The following is a 17,378-nucleotide window of genomic DNA, read 5'->3' as shown; positions in this document are numbered from 1 at the left end:
TTCCTCATAATCTGATCGACAAGCCGTCGGCCAACGACTGACGGTAGGCGCGCCACGCTGGCACACAGCCCATCAGCAACCCTGCCAGCAGTATGCCCGCAAGCAGTGACCACTCATAGGCGCTAGGCAGTGCCAGTGGCAGGTAGAGACCATAGTGACTCTGTAACGGCCCTTGTGCGATCAGGATGGCGACGTATAACAGCAAAAGCCCGAACACTGCACCCGCGACTGCAAGGCTGAAGGCTTCGACAACCAACAAACCGGCGATATGCCAAGGGCGAGCGCCCACCGAACGCAGGATCGCCATCTCCCGGCGCCGCTCATTGAGGCTGGTGAGGATGGCCGTGAGCATGCCGATCAGCCCGGTCAGCACGACGAACAGGGACACCACGAACAATGCCTGTTCAGCGGTGCCCATCAGGCTCCAAAGTTCCTGCAGCGCAACGCCGGGCAGAATCGCCAGCAGTGGCTCGCCACGATAGCCGTTGATTTCGCGCTGCAGCGTGAAGGTCGCGATCTTGCTGTTGAGGCCCAGCATGAACGCGGTGATTTGCTTGGGTTGCAGGTCCATCTGACGGGCCTGTTCCGCATCGATGCGCGCCGCACCACGGGCCGGCATGCCGTTCTGCCAGTCGATGTGCAGTGCTTCCATGCCGGCAAGACTGATATGCAGCGTACGGTCCACCGGTGTGCCGGTGCGTTTGAGGATGCCGACTACCCGAAAGGGCTTGTCGTCATGTTTGACCAGGCTGACCGTAGACACGCCGTGGGCCAGCACCAATTGGTCGTCCAGCTTGTATTTCAGTGCTTCAGCCACCTCGGCGCCCAGCACCACCTCGAATGGGTCCTCGGCGAAGCGCCGACCGTCCTCCAGCTGCAGAAGCTGCTTGCGACCGTAACGGTAATGGTCGAAATAGGCGGTGCTGGTGCCCATCACCCGATAGCCGCGGTGAGAGTCACCCAGCGAGATTGGAATTGCCCAGCTGACCCTGGGGTGCTCGGCGAAGTGCTCGAAGCTGTCCCAGCGGATGTTATTGGTGGCATTGCCGATACGGAACACCGAGTACAGCAGCAGGTTCACCGAGCCGGAGCGGGCGCCGACGATGAGGTCGGTGCCGCTGATGGTGCTGGCGAAGCTGGCACGCGCCTCGGTGCGCACGCGCTCGACGGCGAGCAACAGGCACACCGAGAGCGCGATGGCGAATACAGTGAGCAGGGCAGTGAAACGGCGATTATTCAGGCTCGCCAAGGCCAGGCGCAACAGGTACATGGCCTAGATCTCCGAAGCGCGAGCGGCGCGATTGAGGTCCGTCAGTGACAGGCTGCGGTCGAACAACGGCGCCAGGCTCTGGTCGTGGCTGACGAACAGCAGGCTCGAGCCTGCCTCACGGCACTCGGTGAAGAGCAGCTGCAGAAACGCCTCACGGCTGTCGGCATCGAGCGCTGAAGTGGGTTCGTCAGCGATCACCAGCTCCGGCTGGCCAATCAGCGCACGGGCGGCCGCAACGCGTTGTTGCTGGCCGATTGACAGCGCCTCGGCGCGCCTATCGAGCAGGCTTTCAGGGAGGCCGAGATGTTGAAGCAGCCTTGCCGAAGCCTGCGCAACGCTGCCGTGCCGCTGCCGTGCGCGCTCGGCCCGCGTCTTGGAGAAATGGCAGGGTAGGCCCACGTTTTCGGCCACCGAAAGGAAGGGCAGCAGGTTGAACTGCTGGAAGATATAGCCGGTATGATCGACCCGAAAGCGATCCCGCGCGCCTGCCGACAGCGCAGCGAGGTCGGTGCCCAGCAGCTGGACCGTTCCGCGCTGCGCTTTCTGGACCCCGCCGATCAAGCCCAGCAGAGTGGTCTTGCCGCTGCCTGACGGTCCCTTGAGAAACAGGCTCTGGTTACGCTCTAGTGCAAAGCTGGGGATATCGAGCAACTCTGCCTGGCCGGGCCAGGCAAAGCCTAATTGGTACAGTTCAAGTAGCGGTGCGGCCATCGAGATGATCCGTGTCAGGCGAGCCGGGGAGTTTACTTCGTCAGCCAGGCGGCGTCAGACCGGGTTGGATCAGAACGCCGCGCGTGGCTGGTCAGCGTCGAGTTGTGCACCGCGTTGACCGTTCGGGCCGATCAGCTGTGCCTGTATTTTCTGGGTGCCTGGAAACGTCTTGAACAACCCCTGCAGATCCAGCGCCTGCAGCGCTTGGGGGGTGGCGCAATGAAACTGGTAGTGCGCATGGATCTCGCTGTGCTGGTCTTCATGATCGCCCTCATGCTCATGCTCATGCTCATGTTCATGTTCATGCTCATGAGCCCCGCCTTCGAACAGCGGGCTTTCGAGCTCGGTTTCGGCCAGGGTGCAGCCTGCGGCGGCAGGCAGGCCGAACAGCCCGTTCGGCTCTTCCAGTCGCTTGCGTGCGTCCGCGATCTTGCGCTTGTCCGCTTCGCTGCTTGGTGCGTGCTCGAAGCCCACCAGATTCATCGCCGGGCTGCGCAGCTCGATTTCCAGCGTGGAGCCATCGAGCGCCGCATCCAGCTCCGCAGCGCCATGTTCATGGGCGCCCAAGCTGTCATGATGCGCGTGATCGTGGTTGTGATCATGGTCGTGTTCCGCTGCCAGAGCGAAACCAGGTAGCAATGCGAAGGGCAGGGCAAGCAACAGACGGCGCATGGCAAACTCCTTAATGTGTGGTGGTTACGTTATAACAAACATGCGCAACGGCTGGCCAGTCACAACCTGTCATGGGAGCATGCGACCAATTGTCTTCAGGAGAGTGGCGATGATTCGAATCCGCGGCCATGTCGGTGATCTGCCGGTGGACCTCAGTATCGAAATGGATGATCACGACTGGGCGCAACTGACGCGCCAAATGCCAGCCGCTCCGGTTGGAACCCCGCCCGAGCCACCGACCGACAAGCCTAGGGCTGATCCTCATTGGGACGCGGCGCAGCAATTATTGCGCGCAGCGCAGAGCATGGATGGACCCCAGTTGTTGGCGGAGCTGCAAGCCCTGGCCGGTAGCGCTCAAATGGGCAAACGATTGCTGGTTCGCTTGCGCCACTGCGCGCAGGTCAAGGTGGATAGCGGAGCGGATGCGCCGGTCTACCGTTGGGTGGACTGAGCAGCATCCGGCCTACTGGCGTTTTTTCTGGTCGGCATCGCAGCGTGTCAGGTCGACAGTGTCGGATCTTGTACGGAACCTTCACCCGTTGCGCTGGCCTGTCGTTATCTTGCTGGATACTCGGCCAGCACTGATTGCTCACCCTTTTCGCTGACGGCGATCACTTTGAACGCATCTTTACGGTCGCCCATCTCCATGCCAGGCGAACCCATTGGCATACCCGGTACCGTTGCGCCGATCAGGTCGGGTTGTGCTCGGAGCTTGAGAATGTCGGCAGCGGGTACATGGCCTTCGACGAACTTTCCATCGATCACGGCGGTATGACAGGAGCCCAAGCCATGCGGCACACCGAGGCGGGTTTTGACTGCGGCCATGTCGGTTTCGACGTGGTCGTGAACCTTGAAGCCATTGGCTTCCAGATGCTGTATCCAGGCCTTGCAGCAACCACAGTTGGCGTCGCGGTGCACCTCGATGCCGATGGGTTCGGCAGCCTGAGCGAAGCTGGCGAAAAGAGCGGTGACGAGCAATAGACGTCGCATGAAGAGTTCTCCGGCGGGGTTGCGCGCAGCATAGCCGCATGCTCTCAAACCCCCAAGCTTGCTGATGTGTACGAATGTCACAGCGGCGGCTGCAGGGCTCGCCGGCGAACCAAAACGGAGCGATTAGGTCCGATGTCCATCGTGCGCGGAGCCGCTGTCAGGAGAGAGTTTTCGATGCGTTTTGCCCGTTTCGTTCTGCTCGCGCAGGCGCTGATCATGGCCTGCCTCAGCTTGGCCTACTGGCTGTGGCCTCACGAAATGGCCAATCTCAACGGCATGCTATTGATGGAAACCGCGTCGGTCAGCCACATGCGCGTCTATTACGGCGGCTTGCAGTTGGGGCTGGCAATCTTTCTCATCTGGGCCGCTCGTGCGCCGGAGCGAGCCCGGCCAGCCTTGATCATGCTGGTGATAACCATGGCGGCGCTGGTGCTGGGGAGGCTGGTTTCGCTCTGGCTGGACGGCGGCGAGCTCGTTGGCTTCGACCTGGCCTCGATGCTCTACCGCATGTTGGCAGCCGTGTTCGCGGGCCTCGCCTGGCGCGCCGTTCGCGAACAGCCGGAGCCGGAGCCCGAGCGTCTCGAACCGGCCACCCATCGACTGTCCAGTGAACCGCTGCTGCCCTTCAAAGTGGGAGATATGCCTCCGACCGAAGAGCCTACGTCCGATGAGGCTGCACCCCGGCCGTTCCGGCGAGGGGACGCGAGCTGAGTGATGCGGCCACACCAGGCCGACTTCGCCTTTGATTGGCGAAGCGGCTGGTGCGCGCGGATCTGTCCGAACATGTCCGGTTTTTTCGACGGGCAGCCACGGTGGTTCAGTCTCCCCAATCAGGTCCGCGACCCTGGGTCGCGGTCACGATACCCTTGCTCCGGAGCGCCCAGGGTGAGCAAATAGACCCAACCGGGAAAGGTTTCGCTATTCAAGCAGCCCATCTGCACCATCATTCTAGGAGTGTCCGCCATGGCCCATCTGTCCAGCCCTGAATACCAAGCCCTGAGCATCGCGGTGCTCACCGTGAGCGACACCCGCAATCTGGACTCCGACACGTCTGGCCAGGCACTGATCGACGGTCTGCAGAGCGCTGGCCATATGCTGGCCGATCGCGCCATCGTCAAGGATGACATCTGGCAGATCCGCGCACGGCTCTGCAACTGGATTGCCGGCGATAACGTCCAGGTGGTTCTGGTCACTGGCGGCACTGGGTTCACCGCGCGCGACAACACGCCACAGGCTGTGCAGCCGTTGCTGGACAAGTCGGTCGATGGCTTCGGCGAGCTGTTCCGCCATGTCTCGCTGGCAGAGATCGGCACCTCCACGGTGCAATCCCGCGCACTGGCGGGCATGAGCAATGGCACTCTGATTTGCTGCCTGCCCGGTTCCACGAATGCCTGCCGCACCGCCTGGAACAAAATACTCGTCGAACAGCTGGACAGCCGCACCAAGCCCTGCAACTTCGTGCCGCACCTGAAGGCGTCCTTGGCCAGCAACTGCGAGACACGTTCATGAGTGTCTCGGGCTGCGATATCAGCGGCCTGAAGCCGGTCGACGAGGCGATAGCCGAACTGCTCGCGCGGGTTCCCGCGGTACCAGCGGTGGAGGAAGTGTCATTGTCGGAGGCGCTTGGTAGAGTGCTCGCGAAGCCGCTCGAGGCACCGTTTCCGGTACCGGCATGGGACAACAGCGCAATGGATGGCTACGCCCTACGCGCCGCGGATTTGCCCGCAGACGGCGGCTGGCTGCCATTAGCCGGACGAATCGCTGCGGGAGACGCGGCCAGCGAGCAGCTGCCGGCCGGTCACGCGGTGCGCATTTTTACTGGCGCGCCCCTGCCGCCCGGCGCCGATACCGTGGTAGCTCAGGAGGAGTGTCAGGTCAAAGCGGATCGCGTACATCTGCCAGGCGTGACGGCTGGCGCCCACGTGCGTCGGCAAGGTGAGGAGCTGCAAGCCGGTGAGTCAGTGCTGCTGGCCGGCAAACGTTTGCGGCCGCAGGAGATCGGACTCCTGGCGAGCTTTGGTGTGGCCCGCGTCGCGGTCTATCGCCGGCTGCGCATCGGTCTGTTGTCCAGTGGCAACGAGCTGCGTGAGCCCGGCCAACCTCTGGCGCCGGGGCAGATATACAATTCCAACCGCTATTGCCTGCTGAGCGTGCTGCGCAGCCTTGGGCTGGAAGTACACGACTACGAAATCCTGGTCGATGAGCTGGCCGCCACCCGCGACGCCTTGGTTCAGGCTGCGTCCGATTGGGACATGCTGATCACCTCCGGCGGCGTTTCGGTGGGCGAGGAAGACCACCTCAAGCAGGCGATCCGTGAGCTGGGCGAGCTGCATATGTGGCGTCTGGCGATTCAGCCGGGCAAGCCACTCGCCTTTGGCGAGGTCAATGGCAAGCCGTGGATCGGCCTGCCGGGCAACCCGGCTGCGGCGCTGGTCACCTCGCTGGTGGTGGCGCGACCGTTCATGCTCAGCGCTCAGGGTTGCACCGACGTGCTGCCGAAGCCCCTGCGGTTAACGGCCGGTTTCGCCTGGCGCAAGCCCAACAATCGTCGCCAGTATCTACGCGCACGGTTGGAGCAGGTCGACGGTGAGATGCGCGTATGCCTGCACCCGCGCCAGGGTTCGGCGATGCTGACCTCGGCCAGCTGGGCCGAAGGCCTGGCTATTGTCGAGCGCTACCGCACGTTGGAGGAAGGTGAGACGGTGGAGTACCTGCCGTTCAGCGAGCTGCTGGGCTGAAACAGCGAGGCCCGGACGACCTTGCTCAACCGGGCCTCAGGCTGATAACGCTTCGCTATGTCGCTTCGATCAGCGCCGCACCAGCAGTACACCCGACTCCATGTGGTGGGTGTACGGGAACTGGTCGAACAGGGCATAGCGCTCGATGCGATGGGTGTCGTGCAGCTGGGCGATGTTGGTTGCCAGCGTGTCAGGGTTGCACGAAATGTAGAGGATGCGCTCGAAGCGGCGTGTCAGCTCGCAGGTGTCCGGATCCATGCCGGCGCGCGGCGGGTCGACGAAAACGCTGCCGAAATTGTAGCGCTTCAAGTCGATCCCTGCGAGGCGACGGAACGGGCGCACTTCGTTGAGCGCCTGGGTCAGTTCCTCGGCGGACAGGCGAACCAGGCTCACGTTGTCGATGCCGTTGTCGTCGAGGTTGGCCAGCGCAGCATTGACCGATGATTTGCTGATCTCGGTTGCGAGCACCTTGGGTACGCGGGTCGCCAGCGGAAGGGTGAAATTGCCGTTGCCGCAGTAGAGTTCCAGCAGGTCGTCGCTGCGCTCGCCAAGTACGTCGTAGGCCCAGTTCAACATCTTTTGGCAGACATCGCCGTTGGGCTGGGTAAAGGCGCCCTCCGGTTGGCGATAGCTGAAGGTGCGGCCGGCAACAGTCAGTTGCTCGGTTACGTAATCGCGGCCGATGACGATGCGCTTGCCCTTGGAACGGCCGACGATGCTGGCGCCGAGTGTTGCTGCAAGCTTTTCTGCCTCCTGCTGCCAAGCGTCGTTCAGCGGCCGATGATAGGCGAGGGTGATCAGCGCATCGCCTGCGAGCGTGGTCAGAAATTCGACCTGGAACAGCTTGAAGCTCAGGGCCTCACTGGCTTGCCAGGCGGCCTTGAGCTGCGGCATCAGCTCGTTGATCCGGCGGCTGGCGATGGGGAATTCATCGATCAGGATCGGCGTGTGCTTGTCGCCCTGCTCGAACATCGCGTAATGCCGCTGGCCATCCTCGCGCCACAGGCGGAACTCGGTGCGCAGGCGATAGTGTTCGCGTGGTGAGTCGAAGACTTCCGGTGTGGGGGCCTCGAAGGGCGCCAGCAGTTCCACCAGCCGTGCGGCTTTCGCGGCGAGTTGGGCGTCGTAGGTGGCGGGGTCGAATTGCGGAGCGCTCATGAAATCTCTTGAGAAAACAGGTGAATCGTAGGGTGGATCGGGGCGCGCAGCTGACGTTTTTCTCATCCACCTTGCTATGCGATCAGGTGGATGGATGAAACGTCATCCATCCTCTGGAACGTCAGCCGGCAAACCAGCCCAGCTTGACCACGAACAGGATCGAGAGGATCCACATCGCCGGGCTCAGCTCGCGCCAGCGACCGGCCAGCAGCTTGATCGCTGTCCAGGCAATGAAGCCGAAGGCAATGCCGTTGGCAATGGAGAAGGTCAGCGGCATGGCCAGCGCGGCGATGGCGACCGGTGCGGCGACGGTTAGATCGTCCCAGTCGATGTTGGCGAGGCTGCTCATCATCAGCACCGCGACGAACAGCAACGCTGGCGCTGTCGCGTAGGCCGGTACGGCGCCAGCCAGCGGGGCGAAGAACAGGCTGAACAGGAACAACAGTGCGACGACACAGGCGGTCAGGCCGGTGCGGCCACCCGCGCTGATGCCGGCGGCCGATTCGATGTAGCTGGTGGTGGTCGAGGTGCCCAGCGCGGCGCCAGCCATGGTCGCGGTGCTGTCGGCCAGCAATGCGCGGCCCAGGCGCGGCATGCGGCCGTCCTTGTCCAGCAGATTGGCTTTTTGCGCCACGCCGATCAGGGTACCGGAGGTGTCGAACAGGTCGACGAACAGAAAGGCAAAGATCACGCTGACCAGGCCAATGTCCAGCGCGCCCATGATGTCGAGTTCCATGAACGTCGGAACCAGTGACGGCGGCATCGACACTACGGCGTTCAGTTCGGACAGGCCGAGGATGATCGACAGCACGGTGACGACCAGAATGCCGATCATCACGGCGCCGGTAACCTTGCGGTAGGCCAGGGCGGCAATCAGGAAGAAGCCCAGGCAGGCCAGCAGCGGGCCACCGGCGGTCAGGTCGCCCAAGCCGACGAGCGTGGCCGGGTTATCCACGACGATGCCGGCATTCTTCAGCGCAATGATTGCCAGGAACAGGCCGATACCCGCTGCGATGCCTGAGCGCAGCGCCAGCGGAATGCTATGGATGATCCACTCGCGGATCTTGAAAATCGACAGCAAAAAGAAGATCGCACCCGAGAGGAACACTGCACCCAGCGCGGTCTGCCAGGTGTAACCCATGGTCAGCACCACGGTGTAAGTGAAAAAGGCGTTCAGCCCCATGCCCGGCGCCAGGGCGATCGGGTAGTTGGCGACCAGGCCCATGACCGCCGAACCGATGGCTGCGGCCAGGCAGGTGGCCACGAACACCGCGCCGTGATCCATACCGGTTTCGGCAAGAATGCTCGGGTTGACGAAGAGGATGTAGGCCATCGTCAGAAAGGTGGTGAGACCGGCCAGGATCTCGGTGCGCAGCGTGGTGTTGTGCGCCTTGAGTTGGAACAGCTTCTCCAGCATTTTGATTCCTCTTCTTGCCGGTCGATGATGCAATGTTGGGGACTTTAGCTGAGCGACTTGCTTGTTACAGCAAAGCTTATCCGGACTATGCCCGCAAAAGCCGCGCATCTTACACCGTCGCCCTGGCCGGTTGAATTTGATTAGAGTGACTCGTCGGTTTTACTGGCGATGGCCGATGCCGCTCCGGTTGCCACGGTTTTTGGAGCTGACGGAGTCGTAACCTGGAGCTGACGCTGCGGTCCCTATCGAACGCCGGAATTCTGAGAGAGACGATGATTGACCAGTCGGGCCAGGAGCCCAGCCCAATCCATGCAGAAGCCTCGCCCATGAGTGAGGCGCATCGCGAGCCTGCCGTATCCAAACCAATCAGTGGCGTATGCGCGCTGGTGCTGGCTGCTGGCAAGGGCAGTCGATACCGCGAGCGAGTCGATGAAGACAAGCTGCTGGCGTCCAGCAATGGTTCGCCCGACGCGCCGTCCGTTCTAGCCGTGACGCTGAACGCGCTGGTTGGCGTGGCCGAGCGTACGGTCGTGGTGACCCGCACGGACAATCATGCGTTGCTCGCCTGGCTTGGTGAGGCCCGGCCAGCTGGCGTAGACGTATTCGCCGTTCGCAGCAATGGGCTCGGCCACAGTCTGGCGCAGGCCGTCGCTCGGTATCCGGCTGCGCAAGGATGGCTGGTTGTGCTGGGTGACATGCCCTATGTGCGCCCGGAGACCATCAGGCGTATTGCTTCCGGGATTCACCCGGATCGCTTGATCCTTCCCTGTCACCAGGGGCAGCGTGGCAATCCCCGTGGCATTGGTGCCAATCATCGTGCAGCGCTGATGGCGCTCGATGGGGAGCGCGGTGCCCAAGCGTTGTTCGCGGATGGCTCGGTGGTTGAAATCGAAGTGGATGATGACGGCGTGCTGCAGGACATCGACCGGCCCGAGGATCGGCGAACCCGCTGACGCCACTCGTCGCATGGTGGGTCGCCGCAGGGGCCCGCTTCGGGGGCTCCAGCTAAGCCTCCGCTGTGCCTTGGCCGCTCTGGCGCAACCTGAGCTGAACGTTTTTTCTAGCCTGGCAGTCGTACCCCTAGGCGCACGGAAAGCGCACCTAATGCCTGAGGTTTTCGGCGATCCTGCATAGAACAGGCAGCCGAAGCCCCCACAACCGTGAGGCTGCCATGAGCGAAACGTCTACCGCCACAGGTGGGATTTCCGCCTGTTCGATTACCCTCAATCTGAACGGCCAGAGCCGCGACATCGAGGTTTACCCCTGGACCACGTTGCTCGATCTGCTGCGTGAACAATTGCACCTGACCGGCACGAAGAAGGGCTGTGACCATGGCCAATGCGGCGCCTGTACAGTGCTGCTCAACGGCAAACGGATTAACAGCTGCCTGACCCTGGCGGTCATGCACGACGGCGCGGAGCTGACGACCATCGAGGGGCTGGCGCAGGGCGAAGAATTGCACCCGATGCAGGCGGCTTTCGTCAAACACGACGCCTTTCAGTGCGGCTATTGCACCCCCGGGCAGATTTGCTCTGCGGTGGGCATGATCGCCGAGGGGCGTGCCCAGACGCGTAACGAGTTACGCGAACAGATGAGCGGCAACGTCTGCCGCTGTGGCGCCTACCCGAACATCGTGGCGGCGATCGAGGATGCGACAGACGAAACGCGCGAGCGTCTTGCCGGTGCGAAGGAGGTGCGGCCATGAATCCCTTCAGCTACGCCCGCCCAAACAGTGTGGAAGAAGCTATCGGGCAGTTTCGGCCTGACAGCCGCTACATCGCTGGCGGCACCAATCTGCTCGACCTGATGAAGGAAAACGTGACCCGTCCTTCCCAGTTGATCGACATCACTCAGCTGCCCCTGGCAGATATCGAAGAGACTCCGGATGGCGGCTTGCGCATCGGTGCGCTGGTCAGCAACGCGGATCTGGCCTGGCATCCACTGGTGGAGGCGCGGTATCCGCTGCTGTCCCAGGCGATTCTGGCCGGCGCCTCGCCGCAGCTGCGCAACATGGCCACCACTGGCGGCAACCTGCTCCAGCGCACTCGCTGCTACTACTTCTACGACAGCACCACGCCGTGCAACAAGCGCGAACCCGGCACCGGTTGCTCGGCACGTGATGGCCTCAATCGCATCCACGCGATTCTCGGACACAGCGAGGCCTGCATCGCCGTGCATCCTTCCGATATGTGCGTCGCCCTGGCCGCGCTGGAGGCCGTGGTGCATGTGCAAGGGCAGCGAGGCGAAAGGCGTATCCCCATGGCCGATTTCCATCGCCTGCCGGGCCAGACGCCGGAAGCGGACAACACGCTGGTCGACGGCGAGCTGATTACCGCTGTGGAGCTGCCGGCACAGGATTTCTCAGCGCACAGCAGCTACCTCAAGGTGCGTGACCGCGCCTCGTACGCCTTTGCGCTGGTGTCGGTTGCGGCTGCGCTGGATATGGATGGCGCGGGCATCCGCAGCGCCCGTATCGCCATGGGAGGCGTGGCGCACAAGCCCTGGCGCAAGGCCGAAGCGGAGGCGGCGCTGGTCGGCCAGGCGGCTGACCAGGCTGCGTTCGCTGCCGCTGCGGATATCCTGCTCAAGGGTGCCAGCGGCTTCGAACACAACGCGTTCAAGATTGAACTGGGCCGGCGCGCCATCGTTCGCGCCCTGACCGACGCAGCCAAAGGAGCCGCCCAATGAAACCAGCCACTTCTCCCTTCGGCCAGCCGTTGAACCGTGTGGACGGCCCGCTCAAAGTCACCGGCCAGGCGCACTATGCCGCCGAGTTCGACGTGCCCGGCCTGCTTTATGGCAGCGTGGTCAACAGCAGCATCGCCAGAGGGCGAATCATCAGCATCGATGCCAGTGCGGCTGAAGCCGTGCCGGGCGTGGCGCTGGTATTGACCCACCAGAACCGCCCGCCGGTTGCCAGTTACGACGACCCCTACGAAGACGACGACGCTGCGGATGGCTCGCCGTTCCGTCCGCTGTTCAACGATCGCATCCTATACAGCAGCCAACCGATCGCGCTGGTGGTGGCGGAAAACGTCGAACTGGCCCGTTACGCCGGTAGCCTGGTACGTGTCGAATACGAGCAGGAACCCCACCGCACCGACCTGCTCAGCGAACTGGAAACCATGCACAAGGCGCCGGCCGAGCTGCCGCCGCCCCGTGGCGACGTGGACAGCGCCCTGCGCAGCGCGCCGGTGCGGGTCGATGTCGAGTACAGCACGCCGGTCGAGCACCACAATCCGATGGAGCCCCATGCGTCCACGGTGCACTACCTGCCTGAAGGCAGCCTGGAAATCTACGACAAGACCCAGGGTGTGCAGAACTGCATGCGCTATCTGGAAAACGTGTTCGGCATGGAAGGCAAGATCCGCATCCTGTCGCCCTACGTTGGCGGCGCTTTTGGCTCCGGTCTGCGGCCGCAATATCAATTGCCGCTCGCGGTGATGGCTGCGCTCAAGCTCAAGCGTTCGGTGCGAGTGGTGCTCAAGCGGCAGCAGATGTTCACGTTCGGCTACCGGCCGCGCACGGTTCAGCGTCTGTCCATCGGTGCCGGAACCGACGGCCAGCTGCAAGCGCTCACCCACCAGGCGATCGGTCAGACGTCCTCGTTTGAGGACTTCACCGAGCACGAGGTCGAGTGGTCGGGAATGCTCTACAAGTGCCCGAACGTGAAGTTGGATTATCAGCTGGTGCCGTTGGACGTCTACACACCACTGGACATGCGCGCACCGGGCGCAACTATCGGCGTTTTCGCACTTGAATGCGCCATGGATGAGCTGGCGTACGCAGCGAACGTCGACCCGCTGAAGCTGCGTCTGACCAACTACTCCGACCGCAATGCCAACGAGGACAAGCCCTACTCCAGCAAAGAGCTGCGCAGGTGTTACGAGCAGGGAGCCGAGCGCTTCGGTTGGGCGCGCCGCTCAATGGAGCCGCGCTCCATGCGCGACGGTAATCAGCTGATCGGCTGGGGTATGGCGACCGGCGTCTGGGAGGCCATGCAGATGCCGGCTGCCGCCAAGGCCTGTCTGGGGCCAGATGGGCGGCTGGTGGTCAGCAGTGCTACGTCGGATATCGGCACTGGCACCTACACCGTGATGACCCAAATCGCCGCTGCGGCCATGGGCATGCCGATGGAGCGCGTAGAGTTTCGTCTGGGCGATTCCAGCCTGCCCCAGGCGCCGCTGGAAGGCGGGTCGTTCACCGTTTCATCGGTCGGTACTGCCGTGGAACAGGCGTGCGAAGCGCTGCGTCAGAAATTGCTCGACGCAGCCCAGCAGTCGCCCGTCTCGCCATTCACTGGCGCGAAAGTGGACGACGTTGAGTTCGTGGACGGGCAGATGCGTCTGAAAGCGGCTCCGGACAAGTGCGTCGACCTTCAACAAATCGTCGCGGTGAGCGGTGAGCTGGAGGCTGAGGTCAGCACGAAGCCGGGCGAAAAGCGCAACGGCTACTCGACGGCGACGCACTCGGCCATCTTTGTTGAAGTGCGTGTGGACGAGTCCCTGGGCACCGTGAAGGTCAGTCGCGTGGTGAGCGCGGTTGCGGCCGGACGGGTCGTCAATCCGAAAACCGCGGGCAACCAGATCGCGGGTGGCGTGGTGTGGGGCATCGGTCAGGCGCTGCACGAGGAAACCATGATCGACCACAAGCTGGGTCGTTATATGAATCACAACCTGTCCGAGTACCACGTACCGGTGAACGCTGATATCGGCGAGATCGATGCCTTCTTCGTTGAGGAAAAGGACGAAATCGTCAATACGCTTGGCTCCAAAGGCGTTGGCGAGATCGGCATCGTCGGTGTTGGCGCCGCAGTGGCCAATGCCATCTTCCATGCGACGGGTAAGCGCGTGCGCGATCTGCCGATCACGATGGACAAGCTGTTGTAACCGGCCAGGCGCGTGGAAAAGGCGTTGCCGTTTTCCACCCTACGATGCGCCACTTTTCGAGGGTGCGGGAGTAGGTTGGAAGACCGCGAAGTGTCTGGCGCCGAAACCGTTACAGATCCCGATGCAACTGGTCGCGGTTGGCCAGCGTCGGGAACAGTTTCATCCATGTGCCGGTGATGATCAGTGTGCCAACGCCGCCGATGACCACCGCCGGCACCGTACCGAACCAGTGAGCGGTCAGGCCGGACTCGAATTCGCCGAGCTGGTTGGATGCTCCGATGAACAAGCCATTCACCGCGCTGACCCGACCACGCATGGCGTCGGGTGTTTCCAGCTGCACGAACGCGCCGCGAATCACCATGCTGATCATGTCCGCCGCGCCGAGCACCACCAGAATACCCATCGACAGCCAGAACGAAGTTGAGAGGCCGAAGGCGATAGTCGCCAGGCCGAATACGCCGACAGCAGCGAACATGACCCGACCGACCTGTCGATTGATCGGGTAACGAGCCAGCCAGAGTGACATCAACAATGCGCCCGCCGCCGGCGCCGAGCGCAACAGGCCAAGTCCCCAGGGCCCGGTCAGCAGAATGTCTTTGGCAAACACCGGTAACAGCGCAGTGGCGCCACCTAGCAGCACGGCAAACATGTCCAGCGAGATCGCCCCGAAGATGTCCGGTCGGCTGCGGATGAAGCGCATCCCCGCCAGCAGGTTGTCCATTGCCGGGCCGGTCTGCTTGGCTGGAGCCGGTCGTTTCGGCAGGCTCAGCATCAGGCTGCAGGCGAGGGCAAAGAGCAGCACCACTGGGCCGTAGACCCACAGCGGTCCGATGGCGAACAGCAGACCGCCAAGGGCAGGGGCGACGATGGTCGCTGTCTGCATGGCCGAGGACGATGCTGCCACTGCGGCGGGAAACAGTTGCGTTGGCACCAGGCTCGGCAGTAGCGCTTGGGTCGCCGGCCCTTCAAAGGCCCGGGCGCTGCCGAGCAGAAAGGCCAGCACGAAGATCATTTCTCGCGTCACGCCGAGCCCACCGGCGCCCAGCACCAGGGCCAATGCAATCAGCCCCTGCAATCCTTGGCACAGCGCTGCGACCCGGCGCCGGTCAAAACGGTCAGCGACGTGTCCGGTCCACAGGATGAACAGCAGGCGAGGGAAGAATTCGGCCAGTCCGACAAGCCCGAGATCCAGCACGCTCCCGGTCAGTTCATACATGTGCCAGCCAATCGCTACGGCAAGCATTTGGAAGCCGCTGGCGGTAAACACGCGAGCGAACCAGAACTTGATGAAGGGCCGTTGGTGGCGGAGCTGGAGCTTGGCGTGGGTAGACATCGGGCAGGCATAAAGGGCGCAGGGCCGCGCAGGTTAGCACGCAGCCGGGGCGCGGACAGGCTGTTACTTCAGGCGGTGCGCCGTACGGCTCCTGTAGGGCGGGTGGGGCAGCGTTTCGCCCAGCCCACAGGGTTCAACTTCCCTCCGCTGTCGAGTCGCTCAACAGTCCGCGCTCGGCAAACACTGCCTTGGCTGTCGCCATGCCGTTGAGCGCGGCGGGGAAGCCGGCGTAGACGGCCATCTGGATGATGACTTCTACGATCTGCACTTGCGTGCAGCCGACATTCAAGGCGCCATGGATGTGCACCTTGAGCTGAGGCTGGCAATGCCCGAGCGCCGTCATCGCTGCGACCGTGGCGAGCTCACGTTGGGGCAGGTCGAGGCCGGGCCGCTGGTAGATGTCACCGAAGGGAAATTCAATGACGTAACGGGCCAGGTCCGGAGCGATCGTTTGCAGGCTGTCAATGACGGCGTGGCCGGCTTCGCCGTCGACTTCTCCGAGCTTGGCCAAACCCCTGGTGTAGCGGATTGATGCAGGCATGGGTCAGTCCTCTCAATTGATGGAGAACACAGCCTGCGGGTTGGAGTCGACTCTAAGTCAAGCGCGGGTTTGCTGGCGATACAGCTCGATCTTTGCCTCTAGCGCACTGAGGTGTTCACGGTCGCGCTGCAAGCGCGCCTGCAGCTGGACGGCATGGGCTTCGAGTAATGCCTGGCGCGCCTCCAGCGTCGATTCGCCAAGCTCGCGCAGGTTCGCATAGCGGATGATGTCGCCCAGCGCCATGTTGGTGTCTTTCAAACGCAGGATGAAATCGACCCATTCCAGATCGCGCGGTCCATATACCCGACGGCCGCCGGCATCCCGAGCGACATGTCGAAGCAAACCGATCTTCTCGTAGTAGCGCAGGGTGTGGGCAGACAGGCCGGTCCGAGCGGCGAACTGTTGCACGCTCATACGAACCGGCGCATGGCTCACGCTTTGATCGCCCGCAGGATGACGAATTTGGGCGTCGCAGCCACCTGCTCGACCTTGCCGAACAGCCGCTTGAGCTTGAGGTGATAGCCGAGGTGACGGTTGCCGACGACCCATAGCTCGCCCCCCTTGCACAGCGCCGTTTTGGCCTGGGTGAACATTCGCCAGGCAAGAAAATCGCCGACCACCTGCTGCTGGTGGAAGGGTGGGTTGCACAGCACCAGATCCAGCGAATCCATCGGCTGCTCGGCCAGCCCGTCACCGGCGCGGATATCGGCGGGGCGCTCGCCGAGTATGGCCTGCCAATTCTCCCGCGCCGACTGCACTGCCATGTAACTCTCGTCCACCAGGGTCACCTGCGCCTGCGGGTTGCTCAGCGCGTAGACGATGCCGAGCACGCCATTGCCGCAGCCCAGATCCGCTGCGCGCAGGTTGCCGAGCGCCTTGGGCAGATGCGGAAGAAAGGCGCGGGTGCCGATGTCCAGGTCTTCGCGGCAGAACAGGTTGGCGTGGTTGATCAGTTCGATGCCGGGATGGTCGAGCCGATAGCGGGTTGGGTAGGGCGAGCGCGGCACTGGCTTGTCCACTGGCGTTGCGGTCAGCAGACGCGCCTTCTTGACCGCCAGCGAGGCCTGGACCGGGCCAATGTATTTTTCCAGCAAGTCGCCGGCCGCGCGCGGCAGATGCTTGATCATTGCGGCAGCAATTACCTGAGCGCCCGGCGCCAACTGGTCTTGCAGGCGGATCAGCTGTTCCTCCAGTAGCGCAAGGGTCTTCGGCACCCGGATCAGTACCCGGTCGAATGGGCCCTGGGCCACTTCGCTCGCCGGTACGAAGCTCACGGCGTTGTTGGAAAGCGCGTTGCGCTGCAGGTTTTTGTCCAGCGCCAGGTGCGCCAGATGCGAATCGCCACTGCTGGTGACCTGTGCATGCTGCGCCAGTGAACAGGCCAGGGCGCCGAAATTGTCGTTGAGCACCAGCACCCGACTGCCGGTGGGTAGTCCCTGTTCATAAAGCTGCGCCAGCAGGTATTCATCTGCAGCATCGAAGGCCTGTAGCGGTTCGTTGGGTTGCTCAGGCTGGCGGACCAGGTCGAGGCATGCGAAGGGCGATTCAAGAATAGGCATAAGAACTGGCGGTGTTTATAGGCGTCGGAATGGAGTATCAAGGGGTAATCCGTGACAGAACCAGCCCTCGAATCCGCAGATGTCCGCGAAGGGAGCGAAG

At 62.9% G+C, this 17,378-nt stretch carries 18 protein-coding genes; 8 read left to right on the top strand and 10 right to left on the bottom strand.

Going from position 1 to position 17,378, the window contains the following annotated elements; translation table 11 throughout:
- Positions 1–4: 4 nt before the first annotated feature.
- The 3 genes from JQR87_RS16680 to JQR87_RS16670 form a co-directional block, all read right to left on the bottom strand.
- Positions 5–1,270: an ABC transporter permease gene (locus tag JQR87_RS16680; protein ID WP_407294962.1), complete on the bottom strand. Its 1,266-nt coding sequence runs from the start codon at positions 1,268–1,270 to the stop codon at positions 5–7.
- A 3-nt stretch (positions 1,271–1,273) separates the two neighbouring features.
- On the bottom strand, positions 1,274–1,981 hold the full coding sequence (locus JQR87_RS16675; protein WP_407294964.1) for an ABC transporter ATP-binding protein: 708 nt from the start codon (positions 1,979–1,981) through the stop codon (positions 1,274–1,276).
- 69 nt (positions 1,982–2,050) lie between these two features.
- Positions 2,051–2,653 (bottom strand): DUF2796 domain-containing protein, encoded by a 603-nt coding sequence (locus tag JQR87_RS16670; protein ID WP_407294965.1) that lies wholly within the window; start codon positions 2,651–2,653, stop codon positions 2,051–2,053.
- A 109-nt stretch (positions 2,654–2,762) separates the two neighbouring features.
- Between JQR87_RS16670 and JQR87_RS16665 the strand changes: the two genes are divergently transcribed.
- Complete coding sequence (locus JQR87_RS16665) at positions 2,763–3,104, top strand: hypothetical protein (RefSeq protein WP_407294967.1); 342 nt, start codon at positions 2,763–2,765, stop codon at positions 3,102–3,104.
- Positions 3,105–3,208: 104 nt separating this feature from the next.
- Here the strand turns inward: JQR87_RS16665 and JQR87_RS16660 are convergent, their stop codons facing one another.
- On the bottom strand, positions 3,209–3,643 hold the full coding sequence (locus JQR87_RS16660) for a DUF411 domain-containing protein (protein WP_407294968.1): 435 nt from the start codon (positions 3,641–3,643) through the stop codon (positions 3,209–3,211).
- A 174-nt stretch (positions 3,644–3,817) separates the two neighbouring features.
- Here JQR87_RS16660 and JQR87_RS16655 point away from each other — a divergent pair, with 174 nt between their 5' ends.
- The 3 genes from JQR87_RS16655 to JQR87_RS16645 all read left to right on the top strand — a co-directional run bounded on the left by JQR87_RS16655 (position 3,818) and on the right by JQR87_RS16645 (position 6,381).
- Positions 3,818–4,354, top strand: coding sequence for a DUF4345 domain-containing protein (locus JQR87_RS16655; protein ID WP_407294970.1), 537 nt, complete (start codon positions 3,818–3,820; stop codon positions 4,352–4,354).
- A 252-nt stretch (positions 4,355–4,606) separates the two neighbouring features.
- Positions 4,607–5,152, top strand: a complete 546-nt coding sequence (gene moaB, locus JQR87_RS16650) for a molybdenum cofactor biosynthesis protein B (RefSeq protein WP_407294971.1) — start codon at positions 4,607–4,609, stop codon at positions 5,150–5,152.
- On the top strand, positions 5,149–6,381 hold the full coding sequence (locus JQR87_RS16645) for a molybdopterin molybdotransferase MoeA (RefSeq protein WP_407294972.1): 1,233 nt from the start codon (positions 5,149–5,151) through the stop codon (positions 6,379–6,381). The genes moaB and JQR87_RS16645 overlap by 4 nt, the downstream gene beginning before the upstream one ends.
- A gap of 69 nt (positions 6,382–6,450) precedes the next feature.
- Here JQR87_RS16645 and trmA read toward each other — a convergent pair whose 3' ends face one another.
- Together trmA and JQR87_RS16635 are read right to left on the bottom strand one after the other, a co-directional pair.
- The gene (gene trmA, locus JQR87_RS16640) at positions 6,451–7,539 is read right to left on the bottom strand and encodes a tRNA (uridine(54)-C5)-methyltransferase TrmA (protein WP_407294973.1); all 1,089 of its coding nucleotides are present in this window, start codon (positions 7,537–7,539) and stop codon (positions 6,451–6,453) included.
- Positions 7,540–7,660: 121 nt separating this feature from the next.
- Entirely contained in the window at positions 7,661–8,956 is a 1,296-nt protein-coding gene (locus JQR87_RS16635; RefSeq protein ID WP_407294976.1) for an NCS2 family permease, read from the bottom strand.
- Between the two features lie 326 nt (positions 8,957–9,282).
- On the opposite strand from JQR87_RS16635, the gene JQR87_RS16630 reads away from it, so the two are divergent.
- The 4 genes from JQR87_RS16630 to JQR87_RS16615 all read left to right on the top strand — a co-directional run bounded on the left by JQR87_RS16630 (position 9,283) and on the right by JQR87_RS16615 (position 13,845).
- Positions 9,283–9,909: a nucleotidyltransferase family protein gene (locus JQR87_RS16630; RefSeq protein ID WP_407297663.1), complete on the top strand. Its 627-nt coding sequence runs from the start codon at positions 9,283–9,285 to the stop codon at positions 9,907–9,909.
- A gap of 218 nt (positions 9,910–10,127) precedes the next feature.
- Positions 10,128–10,661, top strand: coding sequence for a (2Fe-2S)-binding protein (locus JQR87_RS16625; protein WP_407294977.1), 534 nt, complete (start codon positions 10,128–10,130; stop codon positions 10,659–10,661).
- Positions 10,658–11,644, top strand: coding sequence for an FAD binding domain-containing protein (locus JQR87_RS16620; protein ID WP_407294979.1), 987 nt, complete (start codon positions 10,658–10,660; stop codon positions 11,642–11,644). The genes JQR87_RS16625 and JQR87_RS16620 overlap by 4 nt, the downstream gene beginning before the upstream one ends.
- Positions 11,641–13,845 (top strand): xanthine dehydrogenase family protein molybdopterin-binding subunit, encoded by a 2,205-nt coding sequence (locus tag JQR87_RS16615; RefSeq protein WP_407294981.1) that lies wholly within the window; start codon positions 11,641–11,643, stop codon positions 13,843–13,845. The genes JQR87_RS16620 and JQR87_RS16615 overlap by 4 nt, the downstream gene beginning before the upstream one ends.
- A gap of 109 nt (positions 13,846–13,954) precedes the next feature.
- Here the strand turns inward: JQR87_RS16615 and JQR87_RS16610 are convergent, their stop codons facing one another.
- The 4 genes from JQR87_RS16610 to JQR87_RS16595 all read right to left on the bottom strand — a co-directional run bounded on the left by JQR87_RS16610 (position 13,955) and on the right by JQR87_RS16595 (position 17,278).
- Positions 13,955–15,178 carry an MFS transporter gene (locus tag JQR87_RS16610; protein ID WP_407294984.1) on the bottom strand — a complete coding sequence of 408 codons (1,224 nt, stop codon included), beginning with the start codon at positions 15,176–15,178 and terminating at the stop codon, positions 13,955–13,957.
- A gap of 133 nt (positions 15,179–15,311) precedes the next feature.
- Positions 15,312–15,719 (bottom strand): carboxymuconolactone decarboxylase family protein, encoded by a 408-nt coding sequence (locus JQR87_RS16605; protein WP_407294987.1) that lies wholly within the window; start codon positions 15,717–15,719, stop codon positions 15,312–15,314.
- Positions 15,720–15,776: 57 nt separating this feature from the next.
- Complete coding sequence (locus JQR87_RS16600) at positions 15,777–16,133, bottom strand: MerR family transcriptional regulator (RefSeq protein ID WP_407294989.1); 357 nt, start codon at positions 16,131–16,133, stop codon at positions 15,777–15,779.
- Positions 16,134–16,150: 17 nt separating this feature from the next.
- Positions 16,151–17,278: a methyltransferase gene (locus JQR87_RS16595; RefSeq protein ID WP_407294992.1), complete on the bottom strand. Its 1,128-nt coding sequence runs from the start codon at positions 17,276–17,278 to the stop codon at positions 16,151–16,153.
- Positions 17,279–17,378: the final 100 nt, after the last annotated feature.

Source organism: Stutzerimonas stutzeri (genome assembly GCF_051028275.1).
Lineage (GTDB): Bacteria > Pseudomonadota > Gammaproteobacteria > Pseudomonadales > Pseudomonadaceae > Stutzerimonas > Stutzerimonas stutzeri_AS.
This window is presented reverse-complemented; position numbering and strand designations above follow the sequence as displayed.

What these genes read in the sequence shown, in the direction of transcription:
- JQR87_RS16680 (WP_407294962.1), bottom strand. Translation starts at nt 1,270, where the DNA reads ATGTACCTGTTGCGCCTGGCCTTGGCGAGCCTGAATAATCGCCGTTTC.
- JQR87_RS16675 (WP_407294964.1), bottom strand. Translation starts at nt 1,981, where the DNA reads ATGGCCGCACCGCTACTTGAACTGTACCAATTAGGCTTTGCCTGGCCC.
- JQR87_RS16670 (WP_407294965.1), bottom strand. Translation starts at nt 2,653, where the DNA reads ATGCGCCGTCTGTTGCTTGCCCTGCCCTTCGCATTGCTACCTGGTTTC.
- JQR87_RS16665 (WP_407294967.1), top strand. Translation starts at nt 2,763, where the DNA reads ATGATTCGAATCCGCGGCCATGTCGGTGATCTGCCGGTGGACCTCAGT.
- JQR87_RS16660 (WP_407294968.1), bottom strand. Translation starts at nt 3,643, where the DNA reads ATGCGACGTCTATTGCTCGTCACCGCTCTTTTCGCCAGCTTCGCTCAG.
- JQR87_RS16655 (WP_407294970.1), top strand. Translation starts at nt 3,818, where the DNA reads ATGCGTTTTGCCCGTTTCGTTCTGCTCGCGCAGGCGCTGATCATGGCC.
- moaB (WP_407294971.1), top strand. Translation starts at nt 4,607, where the DNA reads ATGGCCCATCTGTCCAGCCCTGAATACCAAGCCCTGAGCATCGCGGTG.
- JQR87_RS16645 (WP_407294972.1), top strand. Translation starts at nt 5,149, where the DNA reads ATGAGTGTCTCGGGCTGCGATATCAGCGGCCTGAAGCCGGTCGACGAG.
- trmA (WP_407294973.1), bottom strand. Translation starts at nt 7,539, where the DNA reads ATGAGCGCTCCGCAATTCGACCCCGCCACCTACGACGCCCAACTCGCC.
- JQR87_RS16635 (WP_407294976.1), bottom strand. Translation starts at nt 8,956, where the DNA reads ATGCTGGAGAAGCTGTTCCAACTCAAGGCGCACAACACCACGCTGCGC.
- JQR87_RS16630 (WP_407297663.1), top strand. Translation starts at nt 9,283, where the DNA reads ATGAGTGAGGCGCATCGCGAGCCTGCCGTATCCAAACCAATCAGTGGC.
- JQR87_RS16625 (WP_407294977.1), top strand. Translation starts at nt 10,128, where the DNA reads ATGAGCGAAACGTCTACCGCCACAGGTGGGATTTCCGCCTGTTCGATT.
- JQR87_RS16620 (WP_407294979.1), top strand. Translation starts at nt 10,658, where the DNA reads ATGAATCCCTTCAGCTACGCCCGCCCAAACAGTGTGGAAGAAGCTATC.
- JQR87_RS16615 (WP_407294981.1), top strand. Translation starts at nt 11,641, where the DNA reads ATGAAACCAGCCACTTCTCCCTTCGGCCAGCCGTTGAACCGTGTGGAC.
- JQR87_RS16610 (WP_407294984.1), bottom strand. Translation starts at nt 15,178, where the DNA reads ATGTCTACCCACGCCAAGCTCCAGCTCCGCCACCAACGGCCCTTCATC.
- JQR87_RS16605 (WP_407294987.1), bottom strand. Translation starts at nt 15,719, where the DNA reads ATGCCTGCATCAATCCGCTACACCAGGGGTTTGGCCAAGCTCGGAGAA.
- JQR87_RS16600 (WP_407294989.1), bottom strand. Translation starts at nt 16,133, where the DNA reads ATGAGCGTGCAACAGTTCGCCGCTCGGACCGGCCTGTCTGCCCACACC.
- JQR87_RS16595 (WP_407294992.1), bottom strand. Translation starts at nt 17,278, where the DNA reads ATGCCTATTCTTGAATCGCCCTTCGCATGCCTCGACCTGGTCCGCCAG.